The organism is Chryseotalea sp. WA131a, from assembly GCA_025370075.1.
Lineage (GTDB): Bacteria > Bacteroidota > Bacteroidia > Cytophagales > Cyclobacteriaceae > ELB16-189.
The window spans coordinates 846382-872360 of record CP073016.1; the positions used below are offsets into that span (position 1 = coordinate 846382).

23 protein-coding genes are annotated in these 25979 nt (G+C 37.8%); 7 read left to right on the forward strand and 16 right to left on the reverse strand.

Going from position 1 to position 25979, the window contains the following annotated elements:
- Window positions 1-32: 32 nt before the first annotated feature.
- Entirely contained in the window at window positions 33-500 is a 468-nt protein-coding gene (locus tag KA713_03890) for a hypothetical protein (GenBank protein ID UXE67755.1), read from the reverse strand.
- Window positions 501-656: 156 nt separating this feature from the next.
- Here KA713_03890 and KA713_03895 point away from each other — a divergent pair, with 156 nt between their 5' ends.
- A complete protein-coding gene (locus KA713_03895) occupies window positions 657-1595 on the forward strand; it encodes a polyphosphate kinase 2 family protein (protein ID UXE67756.1) in 939 nt (312 codons plus the stop codon).
- Between the two features lie 109 nt (window positions 1596-1704).
- On the opposite strand, the gene KA713_03900 is transcribed toward KA713_03895, so the two are convergent.
- Entirely contained in the window at window positions 1705-3072 is a 1368-nt protein-coding gene (locus tag KA713_03900; protein ID UXE67757.1) for a leucine-rich repeat domain-containing protein, read from the reverse strand.
- A gap of 136 nt (window positions 3073-3208) precedes the next feature.
- On the opposite strand from KA713_03900, the gene gyrB reads away from it, so the two are divergent.
- From gyrB to KA713_03915, 3 genes are all read left to right on the forward strand, one after another.
- Window positions 3209-5173 (forward strand): DNA topoisomerase (ATP-hydrolyzing) subunit B, encoded by a 1965-nt coding sequence (gyrB, locus tag KA713_03905; GenBank protein UXE67758.1) that lies wholly within the window; start codon window positions 3209-3211, stop codon window positions 5171-5173.
- A gap of 62 nt (window positions 5174-5235) precedes the next feature.
- Window positions 5236-7365 carry a polyphosphate kinase 1 gene (gene ppk1, locus KA713_03910; GenBank protein UXE67759.1) on the forward strand — a complete coding sequence of 710 codons (2130 nt, stop codon included), beginning with the start codon at window positions 5236-5238 and terminating at the stop codon, window positions 7363-7365.
- A gap of 277 nt (window positions 7366-7642) precedes the next feature.
- A complete protein-coding gene (locus tag KA713_03915; GenBank protein UXE67760.1) occupies window positions 7643-10528 on the forward strand; it encodes an insulinase family protein in 2886 nt (961 codons plus the stop codon).
- 271 nt (window positions 10529-10799) lie between these two features.
- On the opposite strand, the gene KA713_03920 is transcribed toward KA713_03915, so the two are convergent.
- The 3 genes from KA713_03920 to KA713_03930 all read right to left on the reverse strand — a co-directional run bounded on the left by KA713_03920 (window position 10800) and on the right by KA713_03930 (window position 12518).
- Window positions 10800-10988, reverse strand: a complete 189-nt coding sequence (locus tag KA713_03920; protein ID UXE67761.1) for a hypothetical protein — start codon at window positions 10986-10988, stop codon at window positions 10800-10802.
- Between the two features lie 121 nt (window positions 10989-11109).
- Complete coding sequence (locus KA713_03925; protein ID UXE67762.1) at window positions 11110-11508, reverse strand: HipA N-terminal domain-containing protein; 399 nt, start codon at window positions 11506-11508, stop codon at window positions 11110-11112.
- Window positions 11509-11612: 104 nt separating this feature from the next.
- Window positions 11613-12518 (reverse strand): HipA domain-containing protein, encoded by a 906-nt coding sequence (locus KA713_03930; protein ID UXE67763.1) that lies wholly within the window; start codon window positions 12516-12518, stop codon window positions 11613-11615.
- 477 nt (window positions 12519-12995) lie between these two features.
- On the opposite strand from KA713_03930, the gene KA713_03935 reads away from it, so the two are divergent.
- The 3 genes from KA713_03935 (at window position 12996) to KA713_03945 (ending at window position 14845) form a co-directional block, all read left to right on the forward strand.
- A complete protein-coding gene (locus KA713_03935; protein ID UXE67764.1) occupies window positions 12996-13622 on the forward strand; it encodes an IPT/TIG domain-containing protein in 627 nt (208 codons plus the stop codon).
- Window positions 13623-13667: 45 nt separating this feature from the next.
- Window positions 13668-14252 carry a hypothetical protein gene (locus KA713_03940; GenBank protein ID UXE67765.1) on the forward strand — a complete coding sequence of 195 codons (585 nt, stop codon included), beginning with the start codon at window positions 13668-13670 and terminating at the stop codon, window positions 14250-14252.
- A gap of 287 nt (window positions 14253-14539) precedes the next feature.
- A complete protein-coding gene (locus KA713_03945) occupies window positions 14540-14845 on the forward strand; it encodes a hypothetical protein (GenBank protein UXE67766.1) in 306 nt (101 codons plus the stop codon).
- A gap of 69 nt (window positions 14846-14914) precedes the next feature.
- On the opposite strand, the gene KA713_03950 is transcribed toward KA713_03945, so the two are convergent.
- From KA713_03950 to KA713_04000, 11 genes are all read right to left on the reverse strand, one after another.
- A complete protein-coding gene (locus tag KA713_03950) occupies window positions 14915-15652 on the reverse strand; it encodes a hypothetical protein (protein UXE67767.1) in 738 nt (245 codons plus the stop codon).
- A gap of 145 nt (window positions 15653-15797) precedes the next feature.
- Window positions 15798-16544, reverse strand: coding sequence for a hypothetical protein (locus tag KA713_03955; GenBank protein ID UXE67768.1), 747 nt, complete (start codon window positions 16542-16544; stop codon window positions 15798-15800).
- 174 nt (window positions 16545-16718) lie between these two features.
- Window positions 16719-17138, reverse strand: a complete 420-nt coding sequence (locus KA713_03960; GenBank protein ID UXE67769.1) for a hypothetical protein — start codon at window positions 17136-17138, stop codon at window positions 16719-16721.
- 14 nt (window positions 17139-17152) lie between these two features.
- Window positions 17153-19342: a peptidase domain-containing ABC transporter gene (locus KA713_03965; GenBank protein UXE67770.1), complete on the reverse strand. Its 2190-nt coding sequence runs from the start codon at window positions 19340-19342 to the stop codon at window positions 17153-17155.
- Window positions 19343-19347: 5 nt separating this feature from the next.
- The gene (locus KA713_03970; GenBank protein UXE67771.1) at window positions 19348-21675 is read right to left on the reverse strand and encodes an ABC transporter permease; all 2328 of its coding nucleotides are present in this window, start codon (window positions 21673-21675) and stop codon (window positions 19348-19350) included.
- A gap of 8 nt (window positions 21676-21683) precedes the next feature.
- On the reverse strand, window positions 21684-22307 hold the full coding sequence (locus KA713_03975) for a hypothetical protein (GenBank protein ID UXE67772.1): 624 nt from the start codon (window positions 22305-22307) through the stop codon (window positions 21684-21686).
- Between the two features lie 20 nt (window positions 22308-22327).
- The gene (locus KA713_03980; protein ID UXE67773.1) at window positions 22328-23071 is read right to left on the reverse strand and encodes a hypothetical protein; all 744 of its coding nucleotides are present in this window, start codon (window positions 23069-23071) and stop codon (window positions 22328-22330) included.
- Entirely contained in the window at window positions 23043-24071 is a 1029-nt protein-coding gene (gwsS, locus tag KA713_03985) for a grasp-with-spasm system SPASM domain peptide maturase (GenBank protein ID UXE67774.1), read from the reverse strand. Before gwsS ends, KA713_03980 begins: the two co-directional genes overlap by 29 nt.
- A 214-nt stretch (window positions 24072-24285) precedes the next feature.
- Window positions 24286-25278, reverse strand: a complete 993-nt coding sequence (gene gwsG, locus KA713_03990) for a grasp-with-spasm system ATP-grasp peptide maturase (GenBank protein UXE67775.1) — start codon at window positions 25276-25278, stop codon at window positions 24286-24288.
- A 125-nt stretch (window positions 25279-25403) separates the two neighbouring features.
- Window positions 25404-25583 (reverse strand): hypothetical protein, encoded by a 180-nt coding sequence (locus KA713_03995; protein ID UXE67776.1) that lies wholly within the window; start codon window positions 25581-25583, stop codon window positions 25404-25406.
- A 54-nt stretch (window positions 25584-25637) separates the two neighbouring features.
- Window positions 25638-25817 (reverse strand): hypothetical protein, encoded by a 180-nt coding sequence (locus tag KA713_04000; GenBank protein UXE67777.1) that lies wholly within the window; start codon window positions 25815-25817, stop codon window positions 25638-25640.
- Between the last annotated feature and the right edge of the window lie 162 nt (window positions 25818-25979).

Genomic DNA, 25979 nt, shown 5'->3' on the forward strand with positions numbered 1-25979 from the left:
TAAGTCCCAACACCGAATCCCCAAGTTCTAAATTACTCCTTCGGATATTTCGCAATCGCGCCTACGCAAATCACTTTCCATTGACCGTCTTTGCTTTTTTCTAGCACGCGCATTTGTGATGTTTCGTCACGGTCTATATCGTCTTTTACTTTTTGTACAAATCGTGCGTAAGCACCATTACCATAAACTCTAATTTCTTGCCACTCATTGGTGATGGTGGCCTTCGATGGCTTCTGTGTTCTGAAATATTCATCAAAGGTTTTGTTGAGTGCTTCCCAACCTTCTACATAGCTAGTGCCGGTAGAATCGGAATACGACCAATATGCATATGGAACTTTCGACCAGGTATCTGACCAGGTTTTGCGGTTCACATTCATAAAGGAAAACGTCTCTTTTGCGATTACAGTTTTAATGGCTTCAATATCTTTTTGCTGAGCCCTTACCGAAACAGAAGCGAAAGCTAATAAGCCCATAGCGAAGCGGTAGGCAAAATTTTTCATGACAATTTGAGTTTAGAAATGTAGCAAAAGAATACCAATGAATCAAGCCAACGTGCTTTTTCTTCAATGTCTTTTCGTGAACCTAAAATCTTGATAAAATCACCTGTCTTATTTTAATAAAAAAAAGTAGCTTGTCATTCTTTTAAACCCCTAAGTATGATTACCGACAAAAAATTGATTGACATTAAGGTCTTGCAAGTAAAGGCCAAGAGAAACATTAAGCTCAAGAGCTTCTCTACTAAATACTCGGGCAAAATTTTAAATAAGCAAGATTCAGAATTACTTCTTGATGCTGGCCGTAAACATTTGGCTGAAGTACAAGACAAACTGTATGCCCACAATAAATACGGAGTGCTGATTGTGTTGCAGGCCATGGATGCCGCGGGCAAAGATGGTGCGGTCAAACACATCATGTCAGGCTTTAATCCCTTAGGGGTAAAAGTGTACAGCTTTAAGGCACCCAGTCAGCAAGAGCTAGATCACAACTATTTGTGGCGGCACGAATTGGCCGTACCCTCACGTGGCGAAATTGCAATTCATAATCGCTCGCATTATGAAAATGTGTTGGTAACCAAAGTTCACCCCGAGTGGATTTTGAATGAAAATATCCCGGGTATCGATACCGTGAAAAAAATTGACAAAAAATTTTGGGAGCAGCGCTACAAGCAAATTCGCAGGTTTGAAAAGAATTTAACAGACAACGGAACTGTCATTCTGAAATTCTTTTTACACGTCTCTAAAAAAGAGCAAAAAAGAAGGTTTCTCGAACGCATTGAAGACCCTGCAAAAAATTGGAAATTTTCGCTGAGCGATTTAAAGGAGCGTGCTTTTTGGGACGACTATCAGAAAGCTTATAGTGAAGCACTAAGCGCCACCTCTACCGAGTACGCGCCTTGGTTTGTGATACCGGCTGATGACAAGTGGTTTGCTCGCTTAGCCATTGCTTCCATCATTGCTCGTCAATTTGATAAACTTGACATTAATTACCCAACCGTAAGCCCTTCTCAAAAAGCAGAATTGCAAAAAGCAAAACTTAAGTTGATGGCAGAGAAAGAGAATGAGAAGATTGTTAAGAAAACGAGGGTTAAAAAGTAGGCAGTAGCCAATCTTCAGTAAGAGGCAGGAAGCAAATGGATACAAAGAGAATTGATAAGTAACTTTAACTTCATAAGCTTTGTAGATGAGAACAACGGGCACTGATTTTTTAATTAAACAAAACCACTACCTCTTTCTTCTCTAACTCCTCTGCTTGCTTTCTGATTTCTTTTCGTGTAGCCTCATCCCACTGGTTTCCCAAAAGTGAAATGAATTTGAGTTTGGGTAATTGAAAGAAAGAGAAAGGCAATGAGTTTAATTGATTGTTGGCAATATCCAGTCGTTCCATTTTTTGTAGGTTTGACAAGGCATCCGGTACTAACGGAAGGTAATTGCTGTTGACGCGCAAGATTTTAAGGTTGGCAAGTTTACCAACACTCTCAGGCAATTCACTCAGTCGATTGCTGTGCAAATACAGTTCTCTCAGATTTGATAATTCACCAATGTTTAGCGGCAGTGAAAGTAGTTTGTTGTTGGATAGATAAAGCACTTCTAACTTTTTCCAATTCGCAGCCTTTTCGCCCAACCGCTCGATTTGATTATAGTACAAGTCTAATTCTTTTAGCGAACTAATTTGATACAACGCTTCTGGCACGGCAACTAATTGATTGGAATACAAACCAACTTGCTCCAATTTGTTTAACTGCGCTAATTGGCCATCCATGCTTTCAATCTGATTGTAGTTCAGCCCCAATCGTTTCAAATTTGGAAAGTTGACAAGGGCAGCAGGCACATGTTTAACATGATTGTTTTGCAATTCCAGTATCTCTAACGTTTTGCTGTTGGCTTTAAGATTTTCAAGGGTAAGTTGATTTTCCCGCAACGAAAGCTCTGTTAATTTTTTGCATCCGCTTAGTTTCGGAAACTCCTTCAAATTATTTTTAGATAAATCCAGTCGATGCAAATTCTTAAGTGAATTGAATTTCTTAGGAAGATGAGGGCTGCAAATAATCAGCGTTTTGATGGTCGAATTTTTGGGCAGCTTCAAATTTTTTCCGGATTTATCGGAATAGATTTTTAGTGTGGCTAAGTTTTTAAACTTCCGAAGTTTTCGCGGCAATTTGTTCATCCGATTGTCTATCAACTCGAGCGCCTTCAGATTTTTGAAACGATAGAGCGCTGTTGGCAATTCAGATTTTTTGATGATGGCTACTTGGGTAATTGTATCTCGCTCTTCTGGCAAGATATCCTCAAGTACTCGATAAGCGGGTTCAAATGCATACCGAAAGCCACTAATTTTGTCGCGCATGCTTTCTTGCCGTTTCATTAAATACGAGACACGAGTAGAGATGCTATCGCGATTGATGTTGCTGGTATCGCGCATCATGGTAAAGAGTTCGCGCATGCGGAGACTGATTTTTTCGTATTCAATCGAGTCCGTTTTTTCTTTAAAGATTGGCAGTTTGTTTTGGCTCCAGCTTGTGGTTGCAAATCCAACCAAAATCAATAGTAAAATACCCTGCTTTGGTGCTTTCATAAATTAAAACTAAACATTTAGTTGTAATTAAAAAAGCAGTCTCATTTGCAACCTCAAAATCATTCATAAATCTTCTAAAAAATGGCTCAAAAACCGTTTAAAAACCGTATTTTCGCCTAATTATTTAAATACCAAAATGAGCGAAGAACAGGCAAAGAAAGACACGAGTTATTCAGCGAGTAATATTCAGGTTTTAGAAGGTTTAGAGGCGGTGCGCAAGCGCCCAGCCATGTATATTGGCGACATCGGTGTTAAGGGGCTCCACCATTTGGTGTATGAGGTGGTCGATAATTCTATTGATGAGGCGTTGGCCGGCTATTGCGATGATGTGCATGTCACCATTCACGAAGATAATTCCATCACAGTAGAAGACAATGGCCGTGGTATTCCTACCGATATGCACGAAAAAGAGAAGCGTTCAGCATTGGAGGTAGTCATGACGGTGCTTCATGCGGGCGGAAAGTTCGATAAAGACACCTATAAAGTTTCTGGCGGATTGCACGGGGTAGGAGTATCGTGCGTAAATGCGTTGTCATCTGTATTGGTGGCCACCGTTTACCGCGAAGGAAAGATTTTTGAGCAAGAATATCAGCGCGGTGTGCCTCAATATCCCGTTCGTGTGATTGGCGAATCAGAAAAAAGAGGAACAACTGTTCATTTCAAACCCGATTTTGAAATCTTCACCCTTACCCAAGAATACAACTACGAAACACTGGCCAACCGTTTGCGCGAATTGTCATTCCTCAACCCAGGCATCAAACTTAACCTAAAAGACCTGCGCGAAAAAGATGAGAACGGAGTTCCAAAATCAAATGCCTTTCTTTCGGTGGGTGGGTTACGCGAATTTGTCGAATACCTAGACTCTACTCGTGAGAAATTGATCGCCCAGCCCATTTATATCGAGAACGGAAATAAGAGCGACATTCCCATTCAAGTGGCAATGGGCTACAACACTTCGTATAGCGAAAACTTGGTTTCGTATGTCAACAACATCAACACCCACGAGGGTGGTACGCACGTGGCGGGTTTCCGCAGGGCTTTAACGCGCACATTAAAAAGTTATGCCGATAAATCAGGATTGCTGGAGAAAGCAAAAGTGGAAATCAGCGGTGACGATTTTCGAGAAGGGTTGACGGCCGTGATTTCGGTGAAAGTGCAAGAGCCACAGTTTGAAGGACAAACCAAAACCAAGCTAGGCAATAGCGAGGCCATGGGTGCGGTGGATGTTGCAGTAGGGGAGATGCTCCAAAACTTTTTGGAAGAAAATCCGCGCGAAGCAAAATTGATTGTAAGCAAAGTTATTTTAGCGGCACAGGCACGCATTGCCGCCAAGAAGGCACGTGAAATGGTGCAGCGGAAAAATGTATTATCAGGCACCGGCTTGCCGGGCAAGTTGGCCGACTGTGCCAGTTCAGACCCAGCGATATGCGAATTGTATTTGGTGGAGGGTGATTCGGCTGGCGGTTCTGCCAAGCAAGGCCGCGACCGAAATTTTCAAGCCATCCTTCCTTTGCGTGGAAAAATTTTGAATGTGGAAAAAGCACAAGAGCATAAGATTTACGAGAACGAAGAGATCAAGAATATGATCACTGCGTTGGGTGTAAGTTTTGGCACAGCCGATGACAGCAAGGCACTGAACTTATCCAAACTTCGCTACCATAAGGTCATCATCATGACGGATGCCGATGTGGACGGTAGCCACATTCGCACGTTGATCTTGACATTCTTCTTCCGCTACATGCGCGATTTGATTGAGCAAGGCTATGTGTACATTGCTTTGCCACCTTTGTATCAATTGAAAAAGGGCAAAGACGAAAGGTATTGTTGGAACGAAGAACAACGCGATGCCTTGATCAAGGAGATGAGTAAAGAGGGAAAAGAGGACAGCGTGGGCGTGCAACGTTACAAAGGGTTGGGAGAAATGAACCCTGAGCAATTGTGGACCACTACCATGGATCCGCAATTTAGAACCTTGAAGCAAGTGAATGTTGAGTCGGCTGCAGAAGCAGACCATTTGTTCTCCATGCTAATGGGCGATGAAGTTGCTCCGCGCAGAGATTTTATTGAGAAGAATGCGAAGTATGCGAAGATTGATATCTAAGCATCGGATGAACGGGTTTTCTAGTTGGTGAACTTATTTTATAAACGCAAATTCATAGTTAAATGGAGAGCCTAGCAGCGGATGAAAATCCCATTGCCAAACAGATTTACGATAGCCCGTATATCAGTCGCGATTTAAGCTGGTTGAAGTTTAACTACCGTGTGCTCGATCAGTCCAAGCACATCGACCGAAGCATTTTTGATCGGCTAAAGTTTCTGGCCATCACTGCCTCTAACCTCGATGAGTTTTGCACCATTCGCGTGGGCAGCTTGTACAATTACTTGGATTATGGCAAAGAGCGTTTTGATTATAGTGGCTTGCGCGAAGAGCCATTTCGACAATACCTGTTGACGGAGATTCAAAAATTTGTATTTGAGCAGAACGATTATTTTATCAAGCGACTCAAGCCGCTTTTTGAACGAAACAATTTTAGAATTGCCCATTACGAATTGCTATCAGACGATGACCGTTTACGGGTGGATCAATATTTTCAGCGCACGATTTATCCGATGTTGACACCGATGATGTTTGATAGTTACCATACTTTTCCGGTGCTAAAAAATAATCGTCTATTGTTTGGGGTGGTCACCAAAGCCCCGCAAGATGTGGTCAACCAATTGCGCGTATCGTTCATTCAAGTGCCGAGCAATATTCCACGCTTTTATGAAATTTTAGGATTGGATGGTGTGATTTCGTTTGTGCCGGTAGAAGACATTGTTCGTCATAATATTCATCACCTTTTTCGCAATGTAGAAATTGCGGCTATCAATTTGTTTCGGATCAATCGCAACGGAGATTTCACGTTGGAAGAGAGCGAAGATATTGAATCTAATTTTTTGGATGAATTGAAGCGCAAACTACAAACCCGCAGGTCGGGCAGAGTAGTGCGCATGGACGTGGAAGAAAATCCCGATCCGTGGTTGATCCGCATGTTGAAAATTCAATGGGATTTAGACGATTTGAATATTTTTCAAATCCCGCGCGAAAGCATGATTGATTTTTCGGGTATCAATCAAATTGTGGGTCACAAAGAATTTAAGAACAAGCGACAGCAACTTCCCCCGCAAGTAAAACCAATATCGTTTCCTGAATTGGGCACGCGCGATTTGTTTGAAGTATTGAAAGAGCGTGATATTTTGATGCACCATCCGTATAACTCCATGGAGCCGGTATTGGAGCTACTTGAGAAAGCAGCGGAAGATCCCTATGTGCTTTCGATCAAGATCACCATTTACCGATTGGCCAAAGGAGATTCGCGTGTGAGCGCTGCATTATTGAAAGCAGCCGAAGCTGGAAAACACGTTTCGGTTTTATTTGAAGTGAAGGCGCGCTTTGATGAAGAAAACAATTTGCGCGAAGCACAGAAACTACAGAAGGCGGGTTGCTTTGTGATTTATGGCGTGAGCAGTTTAAAGACGCATACCAAATTATTGTTGATTGTGCGTAACGAGCCCGACCGCGTATATCGGTATGTACACCTATCCAGTGGAAATTACAACGAAACAACTTCACGACTCTACACCGATATTGGATTGCTCAGCACGCGGGAGGCCTATGCCAACGATGTGTCAGAGTTTTTTAATGTTATTACGGGTCATTCCGATCCTTCTACCTATCGAAACTTAATCACTTCTCCACGCGACATGCGCAATCAGTTGATTGCGTTGATGCGGACAGAAGCAGAGAATGCACGAAACGGAAAACCTTCGGGCATCATCATTAAATTCAACTCTGTCCAGGACAAAGAGTTTATTGATGCCTTGTATGAAACCTCGCAAGCCGGAGTGCCTGTTAAGCTGATTGTGCGTGGCATGTGTTGCCTACGGCCAGGGCGCAAAGGCTTAAGCGAAAACATTGAAGTGATTTCGATTGTGGGCGAATACTTGGAACACTCGCGAATTTATTATTTCCATAATGACGGAGACCCCAAAGTGTACATCGGCAGTGCCGATGCCATGGTGCGCAGTTTTGATCGAAGAATTGAATCACTGTTTATGCTCGAGCAAGACATGCTGCGCCAGCAAGCCATGAATATTTTGCGCTACAACCTCCGCGACAATGTAAACGCTTACACCATGAAGGAAGACGGCAGCTACGTGATTAAAGAGCAAAACGGAGAGGAACTATTCAATATCCATAAAGAGTTTTACAAAGTCACCAAGGAGATTATACAAGAGGTGAAATTATTCTGATCATTCGGACTGATTTTAACGGATTCTCAATCTATCGATTTAATCCATGTATGTCCTCCACCTATTTAGGTTCCTGCACCTATTTGTATCAGTGCGATGCGCGTAAACTATCAGCCTCGCAACGTGAAGTCAATAGTATCCAGATCTATATGTTTGCAACGATAAAGAGGGGGGTGTTTTGAAAGTTCAAATAAATCGCCTTAATTTTAAGCTACTGATACTTTAGCATTCTCCCTCGAATTAGTTGAATGTCAGTATTGAATAATCAATTTTTTATATGAGCATTTATAGGTTATACCCGGCATCACTCATTTTCTTGCTACTTTCGTGTCTCAACGTCTTTTCTCAGCCAAATCCGATATTGAAAGTGCATGAGTATGTACTCGACAATGGTTTTAAAATATCACTCAATTATGATTCCACCGCAACCAATGTCTTTGGAGCCGTTTTAGTAAATGCTGGATCAAAACATGAAAGCCCTGATGCAACAGGCATGGCTCATTATCTTGAACACCTACTTTTTAAGGGAACAGATAAGTTGGGTACCACCAACTTTGAATTGGAAAAAATTCACATCGATTCGATTACCTTCCTATACGATCTCTTGGCGCGGACTTCCGATAAAGCACAAAAGGATAATCTACTACGGAAAATTAACCAACAAGCAATTAAAGCATCTAAATACGGCTTACCGAATGAGTTTGATAAATTACTAAGAGAAATTGGAGGAACTGGCATCAATGCTTTTACCAACAAGGAAATTACATTTTATCACAATTCATTTCCCGGCAATGAATTAGAAAAATGGATGAGCTTGTATGCCGAACGTTTTAGAAATCCCATTTTTAGATCGTTTCAAACAGAACTCGAAGTTGTCTATGAAGAAAAGAATAGGGCACTGGACAACTTACAAACAAAAATTTTCGATGAGACTTTGAAATTAGTTTATCCCAATCATCCTTATGGGCAGTGGTCTACGCTAGGGAGTGTCGAGCATTTAAAAAACCCTTCAATTTCCAAGATGCAAGCGTTCTTTAATAAGTATTATGTTGCTAACAACATGGCACTGATTTTATCAGGAAACTTTAATTTACAGGAAGCTTTATGGTTGGCCAAGAAATATTTTGGCACTCTAAAATCAGATCCAAACCTAAATACAAGAGTGCAACCACCAGATCCAATTGTTGGAAATCCTACAACGAAACGCAGAATTACACCAGTTAAAGTTGCGCTGCTATCCTATCAAACGCCTCCAGCCAATCACCCTGATAGGCCGGTATTTGATGTGATAGAATATATGCTATTCAACGAAGGCGAAACAGGGTTGCTGAATAAAATTCAGCTTAGGAACGAAATGCTTTACGTAGGATCATTTGGTACCATCCAGAATGAGAGTAGCGTGCTTTCTGTTTTTTATGTGCCCAAGATTATTGGACAATCATTGAGGAGAGCCGAAGAAAAAGTCAAAAATGAAATCAACCGATTAAAGACCGGTGACTTTGATGTATCTTTTTTGAGCTCCGCCAAAAGTGAAATCGGAATTGACTTTCAAAAATCATTGGAAAATAATGAAAGTCGTGGGATTAAGATAGGAGAGGCAATCAATATGGGGAATACCTGGATTGAAACGCTTTCTTATCCCAGTAAAATAAGCAGCGTGACAAAGAATGATATTATAAGAGTGGCCAATCACTATTTTGGCGAAAACTATGCAAAACTTGTGTCTCGAACGGGCTTCGGGAAGAAAAATAAACTTAGCAAGCCATCTTTCAAAGCTGTTAAAAATGAACAAAAGGGGATTTCAGAATTTGGACATACTTGGGAGCTAATAGAAACTGCGAAAGCAAAAGAAAGGTTTGTAGATTTTAACACGGATATTGATGTGCTCGATAAAAATACTCATTCCATTTATGCAACAAAGAATCCCGTAAATAGCCTGTTTTACCTGACGATTAATTTTCACAAAGGAACAGTAAAAGAACCCAAACTTTCTGTAGCCGCCCAATGTATGAACTACGCTGCAACTAACGATAAAAATATTGAGCAGTTAAAGCTGGCATTTAGCGAAATTGGTTGTACTTATTTTTTTAGCGCTAGTTCAAACTATTCAACTGTTACATTAGAAGGTGAGGAGCAGAATTTGGCCAAAGCATTGGCACTGCTTAATGACCTAATTAAGGACGGAAAAACTGATAAGACAACGAAAGACTTGGTTTTCAATTCGATAAAGACGGAACGAAAACTGGAGGGCAGGAGTCCTAGTGCCATTGGCACTGCTCTTTTCTGGTACGGTGCACTTGGTCAATTGTCATACTATGTTTCTAGAGAAAGTCTCAAAAACATAAAAGAAACAGACGCTTCGGAATATATCTCATTGTACAAATCAATTGCTAAGGATTATAAAATGGACATATTGTTTAGTGGAAGCACTTCCGCTCAAAAACTCAATGAGCTATTTAGAACAACGTTTAGTCTATCTGGCAATTTAAAATCTGATCCGCTTAACCCTATGATTGGCAGGGATATTACTGAAAATGTCATTTACATTGTGAACGATAAAAAAGCAGTACAAAGTCAAATTTATTTCTACGTAAAAGGCGAAAAATACCCGAGAGCGGAATATGGATTAAAGAATGCATTTAATGAATATTTTGGCGGTGGATTTTCAGGTTTGGCAATGCAAGAAATTCGAGAATACCGTTCCCTTGCATACTCTACTGGTGGTAATTATTCTCCATCCATTGTTGATGAAATGCCTGGTAGCTTTTATGGTTACATCGGCTGTCAGGCCGACAAAAGCAATGAGGCTATTGAGGTTATGCAAAATTTGGTGACCAACATGCCAGTAAAGAAGGAAAGAGAAGATATGCTTCAAAAAAGTCTAAAGATGGCGATCAATACTAATTTTCCAAACTTTAAGACATTGCCATTAACTGTTCGAGGATGGAGAACAATGGGTTATATCCAAGATCCAAATAGAGAAGCTTCCATTTTGTATAACGATATTGGTATGGAAGTCATTAATCAGTTTTATCAAAAACATATAAAAGGGAAACCCTACATAATAACCATTTATGGTGATTTAAAGAGAATGGATATACAACGCTTATCAAAATTTGGAAAAATCGTGAGGCTTGAAAGAAAGGAATTTTTTGTTGAATAGGCTGCTTCGAACTTAACGCTTTAAAGAAAACAAGTTCTTATCTATGAGTATAACACACAAAAACGCGGTTTGGATTTGCTTTCAGATTTGTTTGTACCGCCACAGCGGAAGTGTTTCTTGATGGAGAAACTTAGTTCCTATGGAGTTATATAATGGCGAGCGTTATGTTAAGTAGCATTGGCAGAGCCAGTCCCGCGACCTCGTGGGAGGAGGCTTACTCAATCTTCACAGAAAGTTTTTTTAGCGTGGGCTTTCAATAATTCAATCTTCATCATTCACCACCGGGCTGGCCTGTCTGCCGAAGGTTTCCGTAGGCAGAGGCAGCGACACTCTTTGAGCAGGCTTTGGTCTTAGCATTGGCATGCGTGGCTTGCACAATGTGTGTTGCTGCTGCGCTGGCAAAAGCAATAGGGATACCTGCCTGCGCTGCCGCTTCGGCAGACAGGGAAGCGGAAAGCACGAAGCGCGTTAGCAGGAGCGAGGCCGGACTTGTAGCGAATAGCCCCGGGCCGCAGGCATTGCCACAAAAAAAGAGATGCCTTCCGACATCTCTTTTACTTCATTAGTATCTACTTAAAATCTTAAGCCATTTCAGGCACAAGCGTAAATGGACTTGTAATACTTGTCTTACCAAAGCGTTTCAAAAGTGCTGCTTCATCTTCTTCATTAATCTTTTCCTTACGCAACAATTCTTTAACGGCTGGCTGACTTAACCCAGGAATACGACTTAAGAAAAATGGCCATAATTCATCCGACCGATACGTTTTATTAGTATCTGGAAAATCAATCATAGGCTGAATTTCATTCTGACTTTTAAATTCATCAGCATACTTGAAAACCCACACACCATCTTTAAAAGTAAGCGTGCCTATTTCCAATTCCTTGTAGCCAAGCTCAAACTTCTCATGACTTTGTACCTGAGTTTTCGTCCTTGCCATTCCTAATGGCTCTTTAAACAAACCTTTCAACACTGATAACATACTTCCTCCTTATTTAAATTACTTTTCTAATTTCTTCAATTCTACGTTCAAGGCACCGATTTACCACATAAATTCTTTCGGGACTCAACAGACCATGAAACTCATCATGAAATCAGCGCTTCGCATTTTCTAAGATTGTCATCCGAAAATAAGTCATGAATGCTTTCCCTCTTAAGCCCAAAATTATATTTGGCAATTTGCTCTACAAGCCGAATATGATTTATATCGACCTCACTATCCCATCCTATCTTAGGAGAGGAACCGGTAATGTACTTCTTAATCTGAGCTTCAAGTTCTTTAGAATTCTTGCTCAAAGATACAATTTTTTGCTCTTGATAGTTCCAGAATAAACCACGGGCGGTGTCATAGACGGGCGAAAAGTAGGGTGTTTGCCTACCCTTAACGTCCGTTATCACACCCCAATTATAGAAGTGGCGATCATTATTACCAACCCACGCATCAAAAAGAAGCATTTTAATCAGGTCTTCTAAAATCTGATGGGCATGTATGGGAAAGAATTTTAAAATCGCCTTTTGAGTAATCTGGAGGGTCAATAATTCCTTGGCAAGTTTGTTCTTCTCTATTTCCTCTACAAAATCCTGATCGTCACCAAAATACCCGGCATAAATCTGGGCACCATGTACCAAAGATTGATCAGGAGCCAAAAAGTACTTGCTCAAAAAACGGATTTGAGAGCCACCGTAGGCCAACTTTGATGCGGCCATGCGAATACCCAATGTTTCACCTAATCGATTCAAAAGATATTCGGTGATGGATTCAATTGGGTACCACTTATGTCCAGTCTTTGCAATGAAGGCTGGCCACTTGTTGGGGTGGCGTTTTGCTGCTTCACCATATTCATAGTGCTTTATAAACTTTTTAGGTGCATCACCCGAAACAGGTTGGTCTGTCACATAGTACTGATGCTTTTTAAGAATCTCAATCTTACCTAAACCAGCACGAAAGCCCGAGTAATTTTCGATCTTGTCTGGCTGTAAATATTTTTTCATCAGTAACTACTCTACTTTTTAAAAAACACCCTTAAATAGGCGAATTTTTATTAATTTACAACATTCAGGGTGTTAGCGAGGAAATAGTTATATAATGGCATTGCGTTATGTTAAGTAGCTTTGGCAGAGCCTGTCCCGCGGCCTCGCGGGAGGCTTACCCAATCTTCATAGAAAGTTTTTTAGCGTGGGCTTTCAATAACTCAACCTTCATTATTTACGACCGGGCTGGCCTGTCTGCCGAAGGTTTCCGTAGGCAGAGGCAGCGGCACTTATTGGCGGGCTTTGGAAGTGGGAGGGAAGCGCGGACTGCACAATGTGTGTTGCTGCTGCGCTGGCAAAAGCATTAGGGATAGCACTATTTATGTTAAAAGTTTTTAAGGGCAAAAGATTGTAGCGGAACCTTAGCAAACCTACGTTTGCAACGCGTGCCGCAAGTATTAAGAGAACCACCGATGGTCATTATATAACTATAGAAATATGAAGAAGTTAATGCTCAGTCTATTATCCTTCATACTATTAATCACCTGCTCTAAAGATGACAAAACACCAGCATTAGCCATAACATCCATTTCCCCAGCTCAAGGAACCTCCGGGTCTACCATAAACCTTACTGGTATAGGGTTTGGTACCTCGGTTTCAGAGAATATCGTTTTACTGAATGGAAAAACTTGCATTGTAAAATCTGCCTCCACCACTCAATTAAGAATTACTATACCTATTGGAGCGAGTACAGGCAGACTACAGGTAACAGTGGGTAACCAAACAGCTTTCTCTTCATTATTCACTTGTGAGGCTTCAGTATACGTTGCAGGCTCTGAGGCCATTGATGCGACCAACTTAACAAATGATGTTGCCAAATACTGGATGAACGACTCGGCCGTGAGCCTTAGTTATATCTGGTACAGCACTGAAGCCAATTCCATTTTTGTGACGGATAATGACGTGTATGTAGCAGGCTCTGAACCTATCGGGACAAATACATATTATTTGGCCATGTACTGGAAGAACGGCACGGCCGTTAGACTTAGCGATGGTTCAAAAAATGCAAGCGCCAAATCAATTTTTGTATCTGATAATGACGTATATGCTGCCGGCTTTGAATAGAACGGATCAAATCTTGTAGCCCAATATTGGGAGAACAACACGACTGTGAGCCTTACCGATGGCTCTAAAAGTGCAGTTGCTAATTCTATTTTTGTTTCGGGCGCAGATGTGTATGTCGCAGGAGTAGAATCAGGCGAAAAAAATAATGTGGCCAAATACTGGAAGAATGGCACAGCACAGAGCCTTACGGATGGATCCAAAAGTGCAGGTGCGAATTCCATTTTTGTTTCGGGCGCAGATGTGTATGTCGCAGGGAGAGAATTCAACGGAACAAATTCTGTAGCTAAATACTGGAAAAACCGTACAAGTGTTAGTCTTACTGACGGCTCTAAAAGTGCAACAGCCAATTCTATTTTCGTTTCTGGGACAGATATATATGTTGCTGGGGTAGAATTCAACGGGGCAAAAAATGTAGCCAAATACTGGAAGAATGACACGGCCGTTAGTCTTAGCGATGGCTCAGAAGAAGCATGGGCCAATTCTATTTTTGTTTCTGGGACAGATGTGTATGTGGCGGGGATGGAATTTAATCGGACAAAAAGTGTGGCGAAGTACTGGAAGAACGGGTTTGCTGTGAACCTTACCGATGGCTTGAAAAACGCATCAGCCAATTCTATTTATGTGAGGTAACTTAGCAAGGAATGAGTTATATAATGTACTTGCGTTATGTTATGTAGCTTTGGCTACGGGCCTTACCCAATCTTCTTCGAAAGTTTTTATCGCGGGGTTCAAGAAAACCCAATCTAATAATTTACAACGGACTGGGGCAGCGACACTCTTTGGGCAGGCTTGGGAAGTGGGAGGGAAGTGTGGCCTGCACAATGTGTGTAGCTGCTGAGCTGGCAAATGCATTAGGGATAGCAGCGTAAATCCTTTTTGACCTAATTCTAAAATCCTTATTTATCTTACAAGTTTTCATGGGCAAAAAGATTGCAGCGGATAGCCCGTGCCGAAGGCAATGCCCAAATACAAACAATCTTCCAATAACTGAGAATTGGGTTGCTCCAACTAAACTTTGGGATGCGAGTTTTATAAACCCGATTGTAAACTTTACAAATTGGGATGGCAGTTTTACAAACCATCTCGCAAAAACAAAGAATTGGGTTGCGAGAATTATGTCTGGGGATGCGAGATTTACAAATCATGTTGCAAGAACTACAAATTGGGTTGCGATAATTGTACTTTGGGAAACCAACTTTATAAATGCACTTGCTCTAAATTAAAAAAACCTCTGAAGATTTATGACTTGTCTTCAGAGGTTTGAAAAGCAACTTGCTTTATTTACAAATTAACTACGCTGTTGTGAACTTAATGCCGCTCACTTGGCCGAACTGTGGGCTTGTTGCTCCAAACACGGACTTAGCATATTGTTTTACGGCTTGTGCTATGTCATACAACCCTGTTAAATCAGCGTAGAGGATTTTATCTCTCTGGATACGGGCGTTGCTTAAGTTAGCGGTAGCCGTAATTACCGCGCTGTTTTTGCTGCGCAAGTCCGCTAACAACGTATTTAATGATGCTACTTGCAATTCCACTTCATTGGGCGCGTACAAAGGCTCAGCCGAAAGTGTTTCAATTAATTTGGCAAAGTTGTCTACTTGGCTATCGTAGCTTTGCTGCGAGGTAGAGATATTGTTTGGCTCTACTGGTTTCTCTCCTTCTTTAGCTGGCTTGGCCACGGCTTTTGCACTTGCCCTTCTTCCTTGGATTTTGAAGTTAACCGCATTAGCATCATCAATTGTTTGTTGTGCTGCATCAGTTGCTGCCAGTGCATTCAATACTTTGGTTGAAAGTTTTTTGAGTGGCTCAAAGGCAATCTCGCGGTCATTGGTAGTATTGTCAAATTCTGTTTTAGCTGACTTAACAGCCGCTAGTGCACCCTGTGCGCTCGTAAGCAAAGTTTGGAGTGCTGCGATCTTGATCGAAGCCTTGCTTGGATTGTAGGCAGCCCCATACCCGTTGCAAAAGCCAATGAGCTCTTCAAAGTTTGCAACATTCTTCGCATGTCCTGTCTCACTTGTTGAAGCCATAATGTAGAAGGGTTAAATTAGTTACCTTCTGTGGGCATTAACGAGTAGGTATTTACGCAGGTTAAGGGTTTTGAAATAAAGATGAAATTTAGTTGAAGGGATAAACTAAATTTAAAAAGAAAGCGTTTTATTTTTCTTAAGATTTTTAAAACGGCAGAAATCGAAAATCCTCCACTAATCGAATCGTTAAGTTCAAATACTTTTTTTCAGGTGACTTAAGTTGGCCAAAAACTGCAAACCTTACATTTATTGGAATTTTTCTTTCTTCAAAGTGAGGTAATTGCCAACTTTTAAGAAGTACCGAAAAATAAAGTGAATTGTTGCTTTTAAAGGTAACCATACCGCTAAAGAATTTTTCGCCAGTAGCTTTGTTGATAAGTTCGCGTGTTGATAACTTGGTTTCTGCATTACCGTAAATTATCATATACTCTCCTGCAAGGTTGTCTTGTTTGCGTATGTTGGTAATATGAACTCGTCTGATAGCTTCCTTAATACTCTTTCCATCATTGCTAACAATACTCCGTCCCAAATCGACTTCACTATCTGTCAACTTAGTCTTTTTATTGCCAAGATTTTTTAACATTTGCCTTAAGGCCGATTCGAGGCCAGAGTTGATCAAGAAATTAAATCTCTCTCTGTCTTCTGCTAATTCGCTAGTGCTTAGTTCTTTTAAAAGTTGAGGGCTAATTTGTTCGTGATAATGTTGACAATCTTCGTCATGTTCAATGTTTCGATTTGACGAAAAGTACGGTGCGATTTTTTGTTTTTTTACATAGTGCAAAGATGCAATCTCACACTCAGGACAGAATATTTTTTGATAATGCAGCCTATCAGCGTATTGCACTACTGTGATAAATCTATCTAAATACTTAGCTTCATCAAACTTGGGCATTTTACGATAGTAATAGAAAAAAGATAACCAACTATGAATGCTACACCAACTGCTGTTAAAAACCAAAATACAATTTTAAGCCCCCATATATATTTGTTTTAATGCTTGGTTTATGTAGCTTTTTTCAAATAAGTTGAATAAAGACACCATAAGACATTCAATTTAGTTAGATTCTTAAAACGAGTATATTTTGAGAATTAAATTCTTTAGGTTAGTATCAGCTATAATTGTGACTGATTTACCATAGCAAGATTTAACCAGCTTCAAGTCAACTTCATCGGTAATGGTGTAGCAATCCCAATTATTGATCACTTTATCAACACCTATTTCTTTTTGATTACATATTAATCTAATTTTATTGGGATTGAGAGTTATTAAGTCACTTGTTTTAATATTACTGTCAGTAGCTAAGCTTATGCATATTTGATTACTTTCTATATGTGCTATTTTGGCAGGTACTTTTATTGATATTTTTATATTGCTTGACAATAAAAAAAATACTATAACACACATAGCTATTAGTAACACGGTTAATCCCCACCTTAAAAACCAAGGAATTTTTTGATTTAGTATTGATGAAAGTTCTATTGACATCAAATTATTTTAAATTAGGCAAGTTCAAGCTGATTATTTATTAGATTATAGTACTGTTTTTTTAAGCTTAGTAATTCAGAATGAGTGCCTTCTTCCACGATATTTCCATTTTCTAAAACAGCAATTTTATGGGCATTTTTTACTGTACTTAACCGATGTGCAATTATCAACACAGTTTTACCTTTAAAGAAATAATCATAAAGGTTTTCTGATATGATTTTTTCGTTACGTGAATCAAGAGAAGAAGTAGCTTCATCTAATAATAGAAATTCAGGGTCTTTATAAAGTGCACGGGCTATCAATAACCTTTGCTTCTGCCCTACACTTAAATCAACGCCACTACTCCCAATCTTAGTATTTAAGCCTTGAGGCAGGGTGTCAACAAATTCCTTTAGGTTTGCAAGGCCAAGAACAAAATTTACTTTCTCAATGTTTGGAAATTCATCAGATAGTGCAACATTTCTTGAAATCGAATCAGAAAAAAGAAAACCTTCTTGCAGTACTGCTCCACATTTTGCTCGCCAAACTTCACTTTTAATATTATTTAAATCATGATCACCTATTAAAATCGAATTGTTGGCAATAGAGTAATATTTCAATAGCAGTTTCATCAACGTGGTTTTTCCACTTCCACTTGACCCCACAATGGCAGTTATTTTTCCTTTGGGGATTATTAATGATAAATTCTTTAGTACTTCAGTAGAACCTTCACCTTCATAGCTAAATGATAAATTATTTATGACTACATCATTATCCATTTTAATAGTGCTACTTTTATTTTCATCTAGCGAATCCTCGTCTTGCAATTGATGAATATCGCTTATCCTTTTTAAGCTCAATTTAGTGTCTTGAGAAGACCGAATAAAGAAAAGAAAATCATTCAGGGGAACATTTAATTGGCCAATAATAAATTGAATGGTAATCATCTGACCAATTGTGAATTCTCCCGCAACCACGGCTGTAGCTGAGATTGCTGTTATCACTATATTTTTTAAATCATTAATTAATCTGCTGCCTAAGTCTTGAAACTGAAGCAACTTTTGGCTTTCCATATTTAAATTGAAAAGCTTTTCTTGAATTTTATTCCATTCTTGACGTCTAACTTTTTCTGAATTACTAAGCTTAATTTCAGGCATTCCTTGGATAATCTCAATCAAATTACTGCGATTTTGCGCCATATTATTAAAGCGCTTAAAATCTAATGCGGCACGCCTTGATTGGAATAGAAGCGAGTAAATTATATAAAGTGAACTTATTGAAATAAAGACTAGAAAAATCGGTGTATTAAATATGAATAGTACTGTTATAAATGTAATGAAAACGACAACTGAAATAAGAAAATTTAATGAAGACCCAGAAATAAATGCCTCAATCCTTTCGTGATCTTCAATTCTTTGAAGTATATCCCCAATAATCTTAGTATCAAAAAAACGCAACGGTAAACGCATCATTTTAATTAGAAAATCGGAAAGAATATTTACGGAAATTTTGGAGCTTAAATTGACTATTATCCATCGCCTTATAAATTCTATGGTGGCACTACTCAAATACAAAAAAAATTGACCAAGTAGAATAATATAAATAAGATTAACATCTTTAAAATGTATTCCTGTATCTACAATTGCACGTGTCAGCAATGGAATGGTATACAGCACAACACCTCCCATTAGTACCCCCAATAGAAATTGAAACCAGAGTTTTTTAAACCTAAGAAGGTATTTCTTTATGAAGGAATAGATATTTATTTTAGATGAGCTATCTTGAATAACTAACTCCTCAAATCTTCTGGTGGGCTGTAATAATAACATGATACCTACTCCATCTTCTTTATCATTGCTCCAGCATTTTGTAAACTCAGACTTCTTATAATTAATTAAACCAAAAGTAGGATCAGCTATGCTAAATTGACCCTCCCTTATCTTGTAAAGAACAACGAAGTGTTCGCTGTTCCAATGAATAATGGCTGGCAAATTAGCTTCTTTGATGTCATTAATGGACACCTCGCAAGGAAGTGTCTCAAACCCATATTTTTGAGCTGCATTATCAATTGAGAATAATGAAACACCATGCTTTGTGAAAAACATTTCCTCTTTTAGTGCCTCTAGACTTATTTTCTTCCCATAATATTCAAAAATCATTTTTAGGCATGCTGGCCCACAATCCTGAGAATCTTGCTGTCTATATACTGGGAATTTTTTAAACATACTGACTACTGGTAACGTAAATCAATAATGGGATTTATCATAGAGGATCTTATCGTTTGAAAACTAACAATAATTAAAATAACGAAGATTTGTGCTAGCACACATACCACTATTATTCCTAAGCCAAAATCGATTTTATATGCAAACAAATTAAGAAAAGCTTCACATGCTAAATACGTTATGGGGGTCGAGAGTAGTGCGGAGAAAAAAAAGACTTTCAGGAATTTCTTAAAATAAAGAATTGTGATTTGTTTAGAGCTAGACCCAAAAATTTTCCGTATGCTCATTTCTTTTCTTCTATTTGTTGTAGCATACTGAGCCATTCCTACGAAACCCAAAAGGCAAATTACAATGCTCATAATAGCCCCCGCCATTAATATCCAAGACAGCCTATTTTCTGGTAGAAACTTTTTATCATATTCAGGACTAAATTCCTTTATTTCAAAGGGGATTCCTAAAAAGTGTTTCGACCATAATTGCTTGATTTCGCCCGCAAGGACCTCATTGTAATTTGTAGTTTGGATAATACATCTTTTTGAATAATTAGCATTGTACTCAAGGATTAACGGAGTATTCTTAGAGCGAAATCCATTAAATAGAAAATTTCCGACAACCCCCACTATTACACTATTTGCAATATCAGGAAAAGGTTCTCCAACTTGAAGCTGGAATTGATTCTTTAATATCTCGTATGCAGAGGTGTTTAGAATGATTTCCTTAAGTTCGTTACGACTACTAAAGTTTTTGCCCTCTACAATTTCAATATTAAATAAGGGGATGAATCCTTCATCTGCTTCAATGGCATAAATTTCAACATTTTCATTTGTTTGACCAAGCCTAAGTGACCTAATTGACAATGATTGCAGGAAACTTGTAAGGGAGGCAGCGTTTACTCCGGATAGAGTTTCCGTTTCGCGCTTAAAAAGCAAAGGCGAATTATTAATTTGATTACTCTGTCTATCACTTTCAAAGTCAAGAATTAACTTATTTGATTTATTAAATCCAATATCTAAATTATCAAGATAACTTCTCTGCTGGACTACTGTCATCGTAAGCGCCAGAAATACTGAGGTTACAATGCATTGAAATCCAACTATATAATTTATGCTTTTGTGTATAAACGTTTTGGGCAATTTTGCTGAAATCAATATTTCAGATGGAGAAATACGAGTGACAGTACCGTAAATAAATACGGTTATTATACAAGAACAGAAAATTAACGTGGCGAATGTTAAAAAAAGAAATTCTCTACTTAATGTATTGAATTCTAGTTCTACAGAAAGAGATGCGCTCAATTGATTTTTTAAGAACCAGATCAAGAATAATGAAAGCAAAACTGATGAAAATACTATAAGGCTAGCTTCAACAAAAAATCCTAGTATAAGTTGAGATTTATTGATTCCAAGAATTTTTTTTATGCCAATAGACCTCATTTCCTTAATTGCGATTGTTAAAGAATGACTTGAATAGTTACTTAGTGTTATTAGAAGGATAATCACACTAACTATAGAAAAAATAGCCAGTTGAAGCCTAGATATCCTATTCGGTAATAAATCTGTCTCAATGTGTTGGTTAGCGATGTTTATTCCCTTCAACTTAGGGGTGTTTTCAGGAAATTCACTTTTTATAAATGAATTTAGCGATTGCAACAAACTACTTAGGCTTTCTGAATCAAAAAGTTCAACGTAAATAAAAGAAAGTTCTTCTTCACTATTTGCTGATAGATTTTCAGAGGATGTTGAAATTATTAAATCAAATTTTAAGCTAGAATTAATTGGCCAATCTTTGGCTATTCCACAAATAACATATTCTTTCCCTTCAACTTTTAGGATGTCACCTACAATTGATTTTGATTGATGAATCGTTTTAGCAAATTTTTCTGTGCATAAAATGTATCTACCATCTGAGAATAATTTTAATGCATCACCAGAAGTTGTTTCAATAGTAAATATTTTAAAAAACTCTTGATCAACTTTCAATAGTGTATTAACGGGCTTTTTTTCAGGAGCTACCTTTTCATGATAGACTAAGGGATCAGAAATTAAAAAAGCTCTACAAACATTTTTAACGATACTTTCATTTTTTATTACTTGGTAGATTCCTGATGGAGGCGGAGTAGCAATTGATGTTGAGTTGTAATTCCATTCCATCTCTAACAGGAACTTATTTTTATGATTTAAGTGGAAGGAATCAAAACTTAATTCAAACATTAGTATCTGCAACAAAACAAATACTATCCCAAGGCCAATTGATAGACTTAAGCAACAAATTAAATAGGATGTTTTGTGTTTTAGAATACGCTTATAAGCTGATTTTACTATATGATTGACCATTGAAAACCTCAATTAGTAATAATAAAATTACCTTTGATAGTATCACCTACTTTTAATCGACTAGCTTTTAACAATTGCAGATACTGTGATATGGGTTCGAGACCAACTGATTTGCGGATTGAATCAAGTCCATCGGGATTTTCGACATTTTTGGGTTGGGGATTATTTAGGCTATCATAATACACTTGCGTTCCATAAATCTGTGGTAGCCCTTCATTCACTCTAACTCTATCTAATAAATAGGCATAATCTATGACTAATGCGTGTCCTAATTTTACTTCTTTCGCAAGAATTGATAATACTTCTTTTTGAAATTCTATGTCGTGATCTGAGTGTTGAACGATAAGCCAAAAATTTGTAGAAGTTTCCTTACTTACCTTGTCAGTTCCTGGATAGCCGAACTCTTTGAGAATTCCTTTTGCTCTAAGGGTATTTTCCCTTAAGATACTTTGCTGTTCACTTAATAAATCTTCCCTGTCAGGGAAAGTGGAATTTTCTATTTTTGCGATTATCGCCTGATCAATGCTGGCCATACTATCAATTTCAATTTCAATTTTACTGTGAGGCTGTTTAGCGTTGCAACTGATCATAATCGTTAAGATGGAGAAAAAAGAGATAGATTTAATAAGCATTTTAAAATTATAATTAAGATTTACTTTTGGAAGAGTGTATCTATTCCAATTCTTGTAGGGCATTCTGTGCATACAAGGTGCTTCCCACTTGTTTTCATTTTGAAACATATTGAATCATTGATGATATCTAAGTGCTTAATAGATTTATTGGATATTTCTATCTTTTCGACTGCGCTATCGTGAAACATTGCTAGATATCCTTTGGAAGATTTTAAAATAAGATCGTTAACAAAGAGCCTATTCCATGTCCCCCAATCACCAAAGAACGGCAGATTATTCTTGTTTTCCTTTTGATATAAGTCGAAGATTGCCTTTTTATCAATAAGCAATGTCGTGTCACTTATGGGAAAGACTAGAGTATCATTCACAATTAATGCTAAACTTGGATAATCTTCGATAATCTGTTTGGTAATATTTAACAATAGTTTTGTTGAATTACCATTGTGAAAAGTGGTGTTTAATAACTTCTCATGATCTGTGCCTTGGAAAAAAATTAGCTCGTTGTTAACTGTTTTTACAACACCAATCTCTTTATGAAAAATATTTTCTTTTTTCCTATTTATTATAAAGGTTGAATCTGTATCAATGAAAATATAATTATTTCCATTTTCCGATTTAAACACTTTGCCTCTTTTAACAAAGTCAGATAGCTCCTCTCCTGCATCATTTTTATTTTTTGCGCAAGAAAGAAGCATAAAGAAACCAGCAATAAGCAAAAAAAAGCTGCGTATTCTTTTATTTCCAAGTAGCTGAGTAGGGGTCATATTTACACTTTAATGGTTTTGAAAATTTATGATTTGCGACTATCCTACAGTCAGTGCAGATATATCTAAATTCACAGTCTTTGCATATTTCGACCATATCTTTGTTAATTGACCATAGTTCTTGAAATTTTCGACTTTTTAAAACAATTCCGAGTTTACCTTTTTCGAATTTTCCAAAATCATTTTTTGATGTTGGGCAATTTTTAACTAATCCATCTTTATCGATTCCAACTTTTCTGTTTAAGCATGAACTAAATTTTTGGGACTCAGTAAATAAGCTAATATTGACTCTAAAGTTGCTTAATGAAATTGATCCACAGCAATTGGCTGAATCGACAACTTGTTCTTGAAACAGTATATTCGGAAAGTAACTTTGATAGGTAATTTCTTTTCTTTTTGGAGATGACGTTACGTTTATACTGCTAACCCTTTGGAATCTATCTATTAATATCTTGAGATTTGATAGGTTCACCGTATTGGAATATTTTAAGATCAACTCAATAGTTCTTATTCCTGAATCTTCGAAGCATTTCAAAATCCTTATAGTCTCATTATACTTTGGAGAGAAGAAGAATCGCAATTGTACTGCGGGACATCTCAGTTTATCAAGTTCACTGACTAACAACTCAATGTCATGATTGGAAGAAGCATCAAAATCAATGATGGCATTGGAAATCTCGTACGGAGATTTCCAATCGAGATTCACTGATGGGAATTTTTCAGGTTCATCGGAAAAGAAAATATACTCCTTATCTGTAAGAAACGTGATATATTGATGTAAAACATCTTGATTTTCTTCCCCACAATATTCGACAATTTCCTTAAATTTCTTGCCCTTAAACTCTGTTAAAATTGTAAATAGAATATTTGGTATAAAGTCAAAAGTCTCGCGTTGCAAATCACAAATTGTGCTTCTACGTGAACCTTTCACAGGGATGCAACAAGAAAAAACAATTAAAAATTTATTTGAATATTCAAGTAGGTTGTTGGTTTTAGGCATTGGCTTTTAAAATTGGGAGATAGGTTTGTAGTACCCAGGGTTGTTCAGTGATTGGCTTCTATGACTAGTGCTTTTAACATTTTTTGTTAGGAGTGTTTTAATTTTTTTCATCTTGTGATAAGCTGGGGGAATTTTATGTAGCTCAATTTTGCTCACAATTTTCGAAAAATCTAGTATATCCAAATTGATTTTTCTCTTTTCGGTTTTTATTTTTTTAATTGTCTTCATTAACTAAATATTTAGCAACCACATCTTCTAAAAAATAATTGCATGGTATTGATACCATGCCGAATTGTCCGCTGGGGTTTATTTCTAAAAAATAATATTCTCCATCAATTCCTCGTATTAAATCTATCGAACCACAATTAATATCTAGAAATTGAAGTAATTTTTGTAATTTTTTTTCAATCTTAGTTGGAAGTTTATAGGGTATTTGTCTTGTTGGATTTAAAAAATCATACTCTCTAAAATCAAATTTTGTGCTATTTCTGGACTGAGAAAATATTGCCATTGAATAAAAAGTCCCTGCTAGGTAGAAGGCGCGAATCTCATACTCTTTCTCGATAAGTTGTTGGAATAGAGATGGGAAAAACCTATCTGGATAATTATTCAGTTCATGTCTCAAAATTTGAGAAGTGTATAAAGCATAGCCAGATTTCTTGAGTAAAAAAATCTCCATTTCTGATAAGGACTTAGTTATCAAGCTTCCGTTCTTTACCATAAATCTTGATAGTGCTTTCTTGTTGTTTGTTACAAGAGTATTTGGTACACTTAGTCCGATAGATTTAGCTGCTTTAATAACGTCAAACTTGCTAGTCGAGTGACGAAAATATGCTGGCTTAGTTAGCCATTTCTTCGATTTAAGGGCAATTTGAAGTGCTCTGGTGCCTGCAAAGAATTCACTTGACAGATGACCGCCAAGTTGTTTCCTCAAATAAGGTTTAATTAATTTATTTTCATTAAGGAAAAAGTAAAAATCATCATCTCTCCACTTCCTATTCCATACGATCTTTATTTTATCCAGTGGCTTTTTAAAAAGACTTGTATTTAAAAGCAGATTAGAGTTTTCAAGACTGACATCCACATCTGAATCACTTTCTAAATCATGACCATTTATTCGGGTAAAGTCTGCTTTATATTTTTTGAGCCAGTCGATAACATAGTTTGTTGTTTCTTCATTGTTAGCGGAGCTTAGGATGAGTATCATAGGGAGGGCAAGTACCAAACAGGTTTTTCACCAATTGCTCTTGGAATAAATAAATTTAAACTGAGATAAAAAGAGCCTCAAGGAAGTGTTTATAATCATTCCCTGAGGGCTCCAATGTTGAAATTCTATTTTTGAGGGTCAGCATCCTTAGTATTATCTGTACAACGACTGTCAACGCCCCAAAGAGTATCGCTGCAACCAGTCCAGCACTGGGTGTACCCACCCCGAATACTCATGGTGTTTTTAGAATTGATTTTTTTAAACAATGGATTGTTTAATCCTTGAAATTCTTCTTTTTGTTTCATACTATTTATTTTTTAAAAGATTAAGAAAATTTTTAGTTATAGAATTTTGAAAACCTACTTTTTCGGATCTTCATCTCTAGATGAATCACCGCAGTAAGTATCACCACCCCACAGTGTGCTGTCACAGCCAGTTTTACAAATTGTATAACCTCCTCTGAGGCCTACCATTGAGTTTTTTGATAATTTTTTAAACATGGGATTGCTCAAACTTTCAAACTTGTTTTTGTTGATCATAATTTTAGATTTTACTAGGTTAGCCTACTCTTACAGCTTTTCGGCAATCGCTATTAAAGCTTTTGTTGTCGCGACCAAACAAAGATTTAATGTTCTAAAGCTGAACTAAGTTTTTAACAAAGTCAATCCGTAGATTTACGGTATTTTAGGTAATTGTAAGAA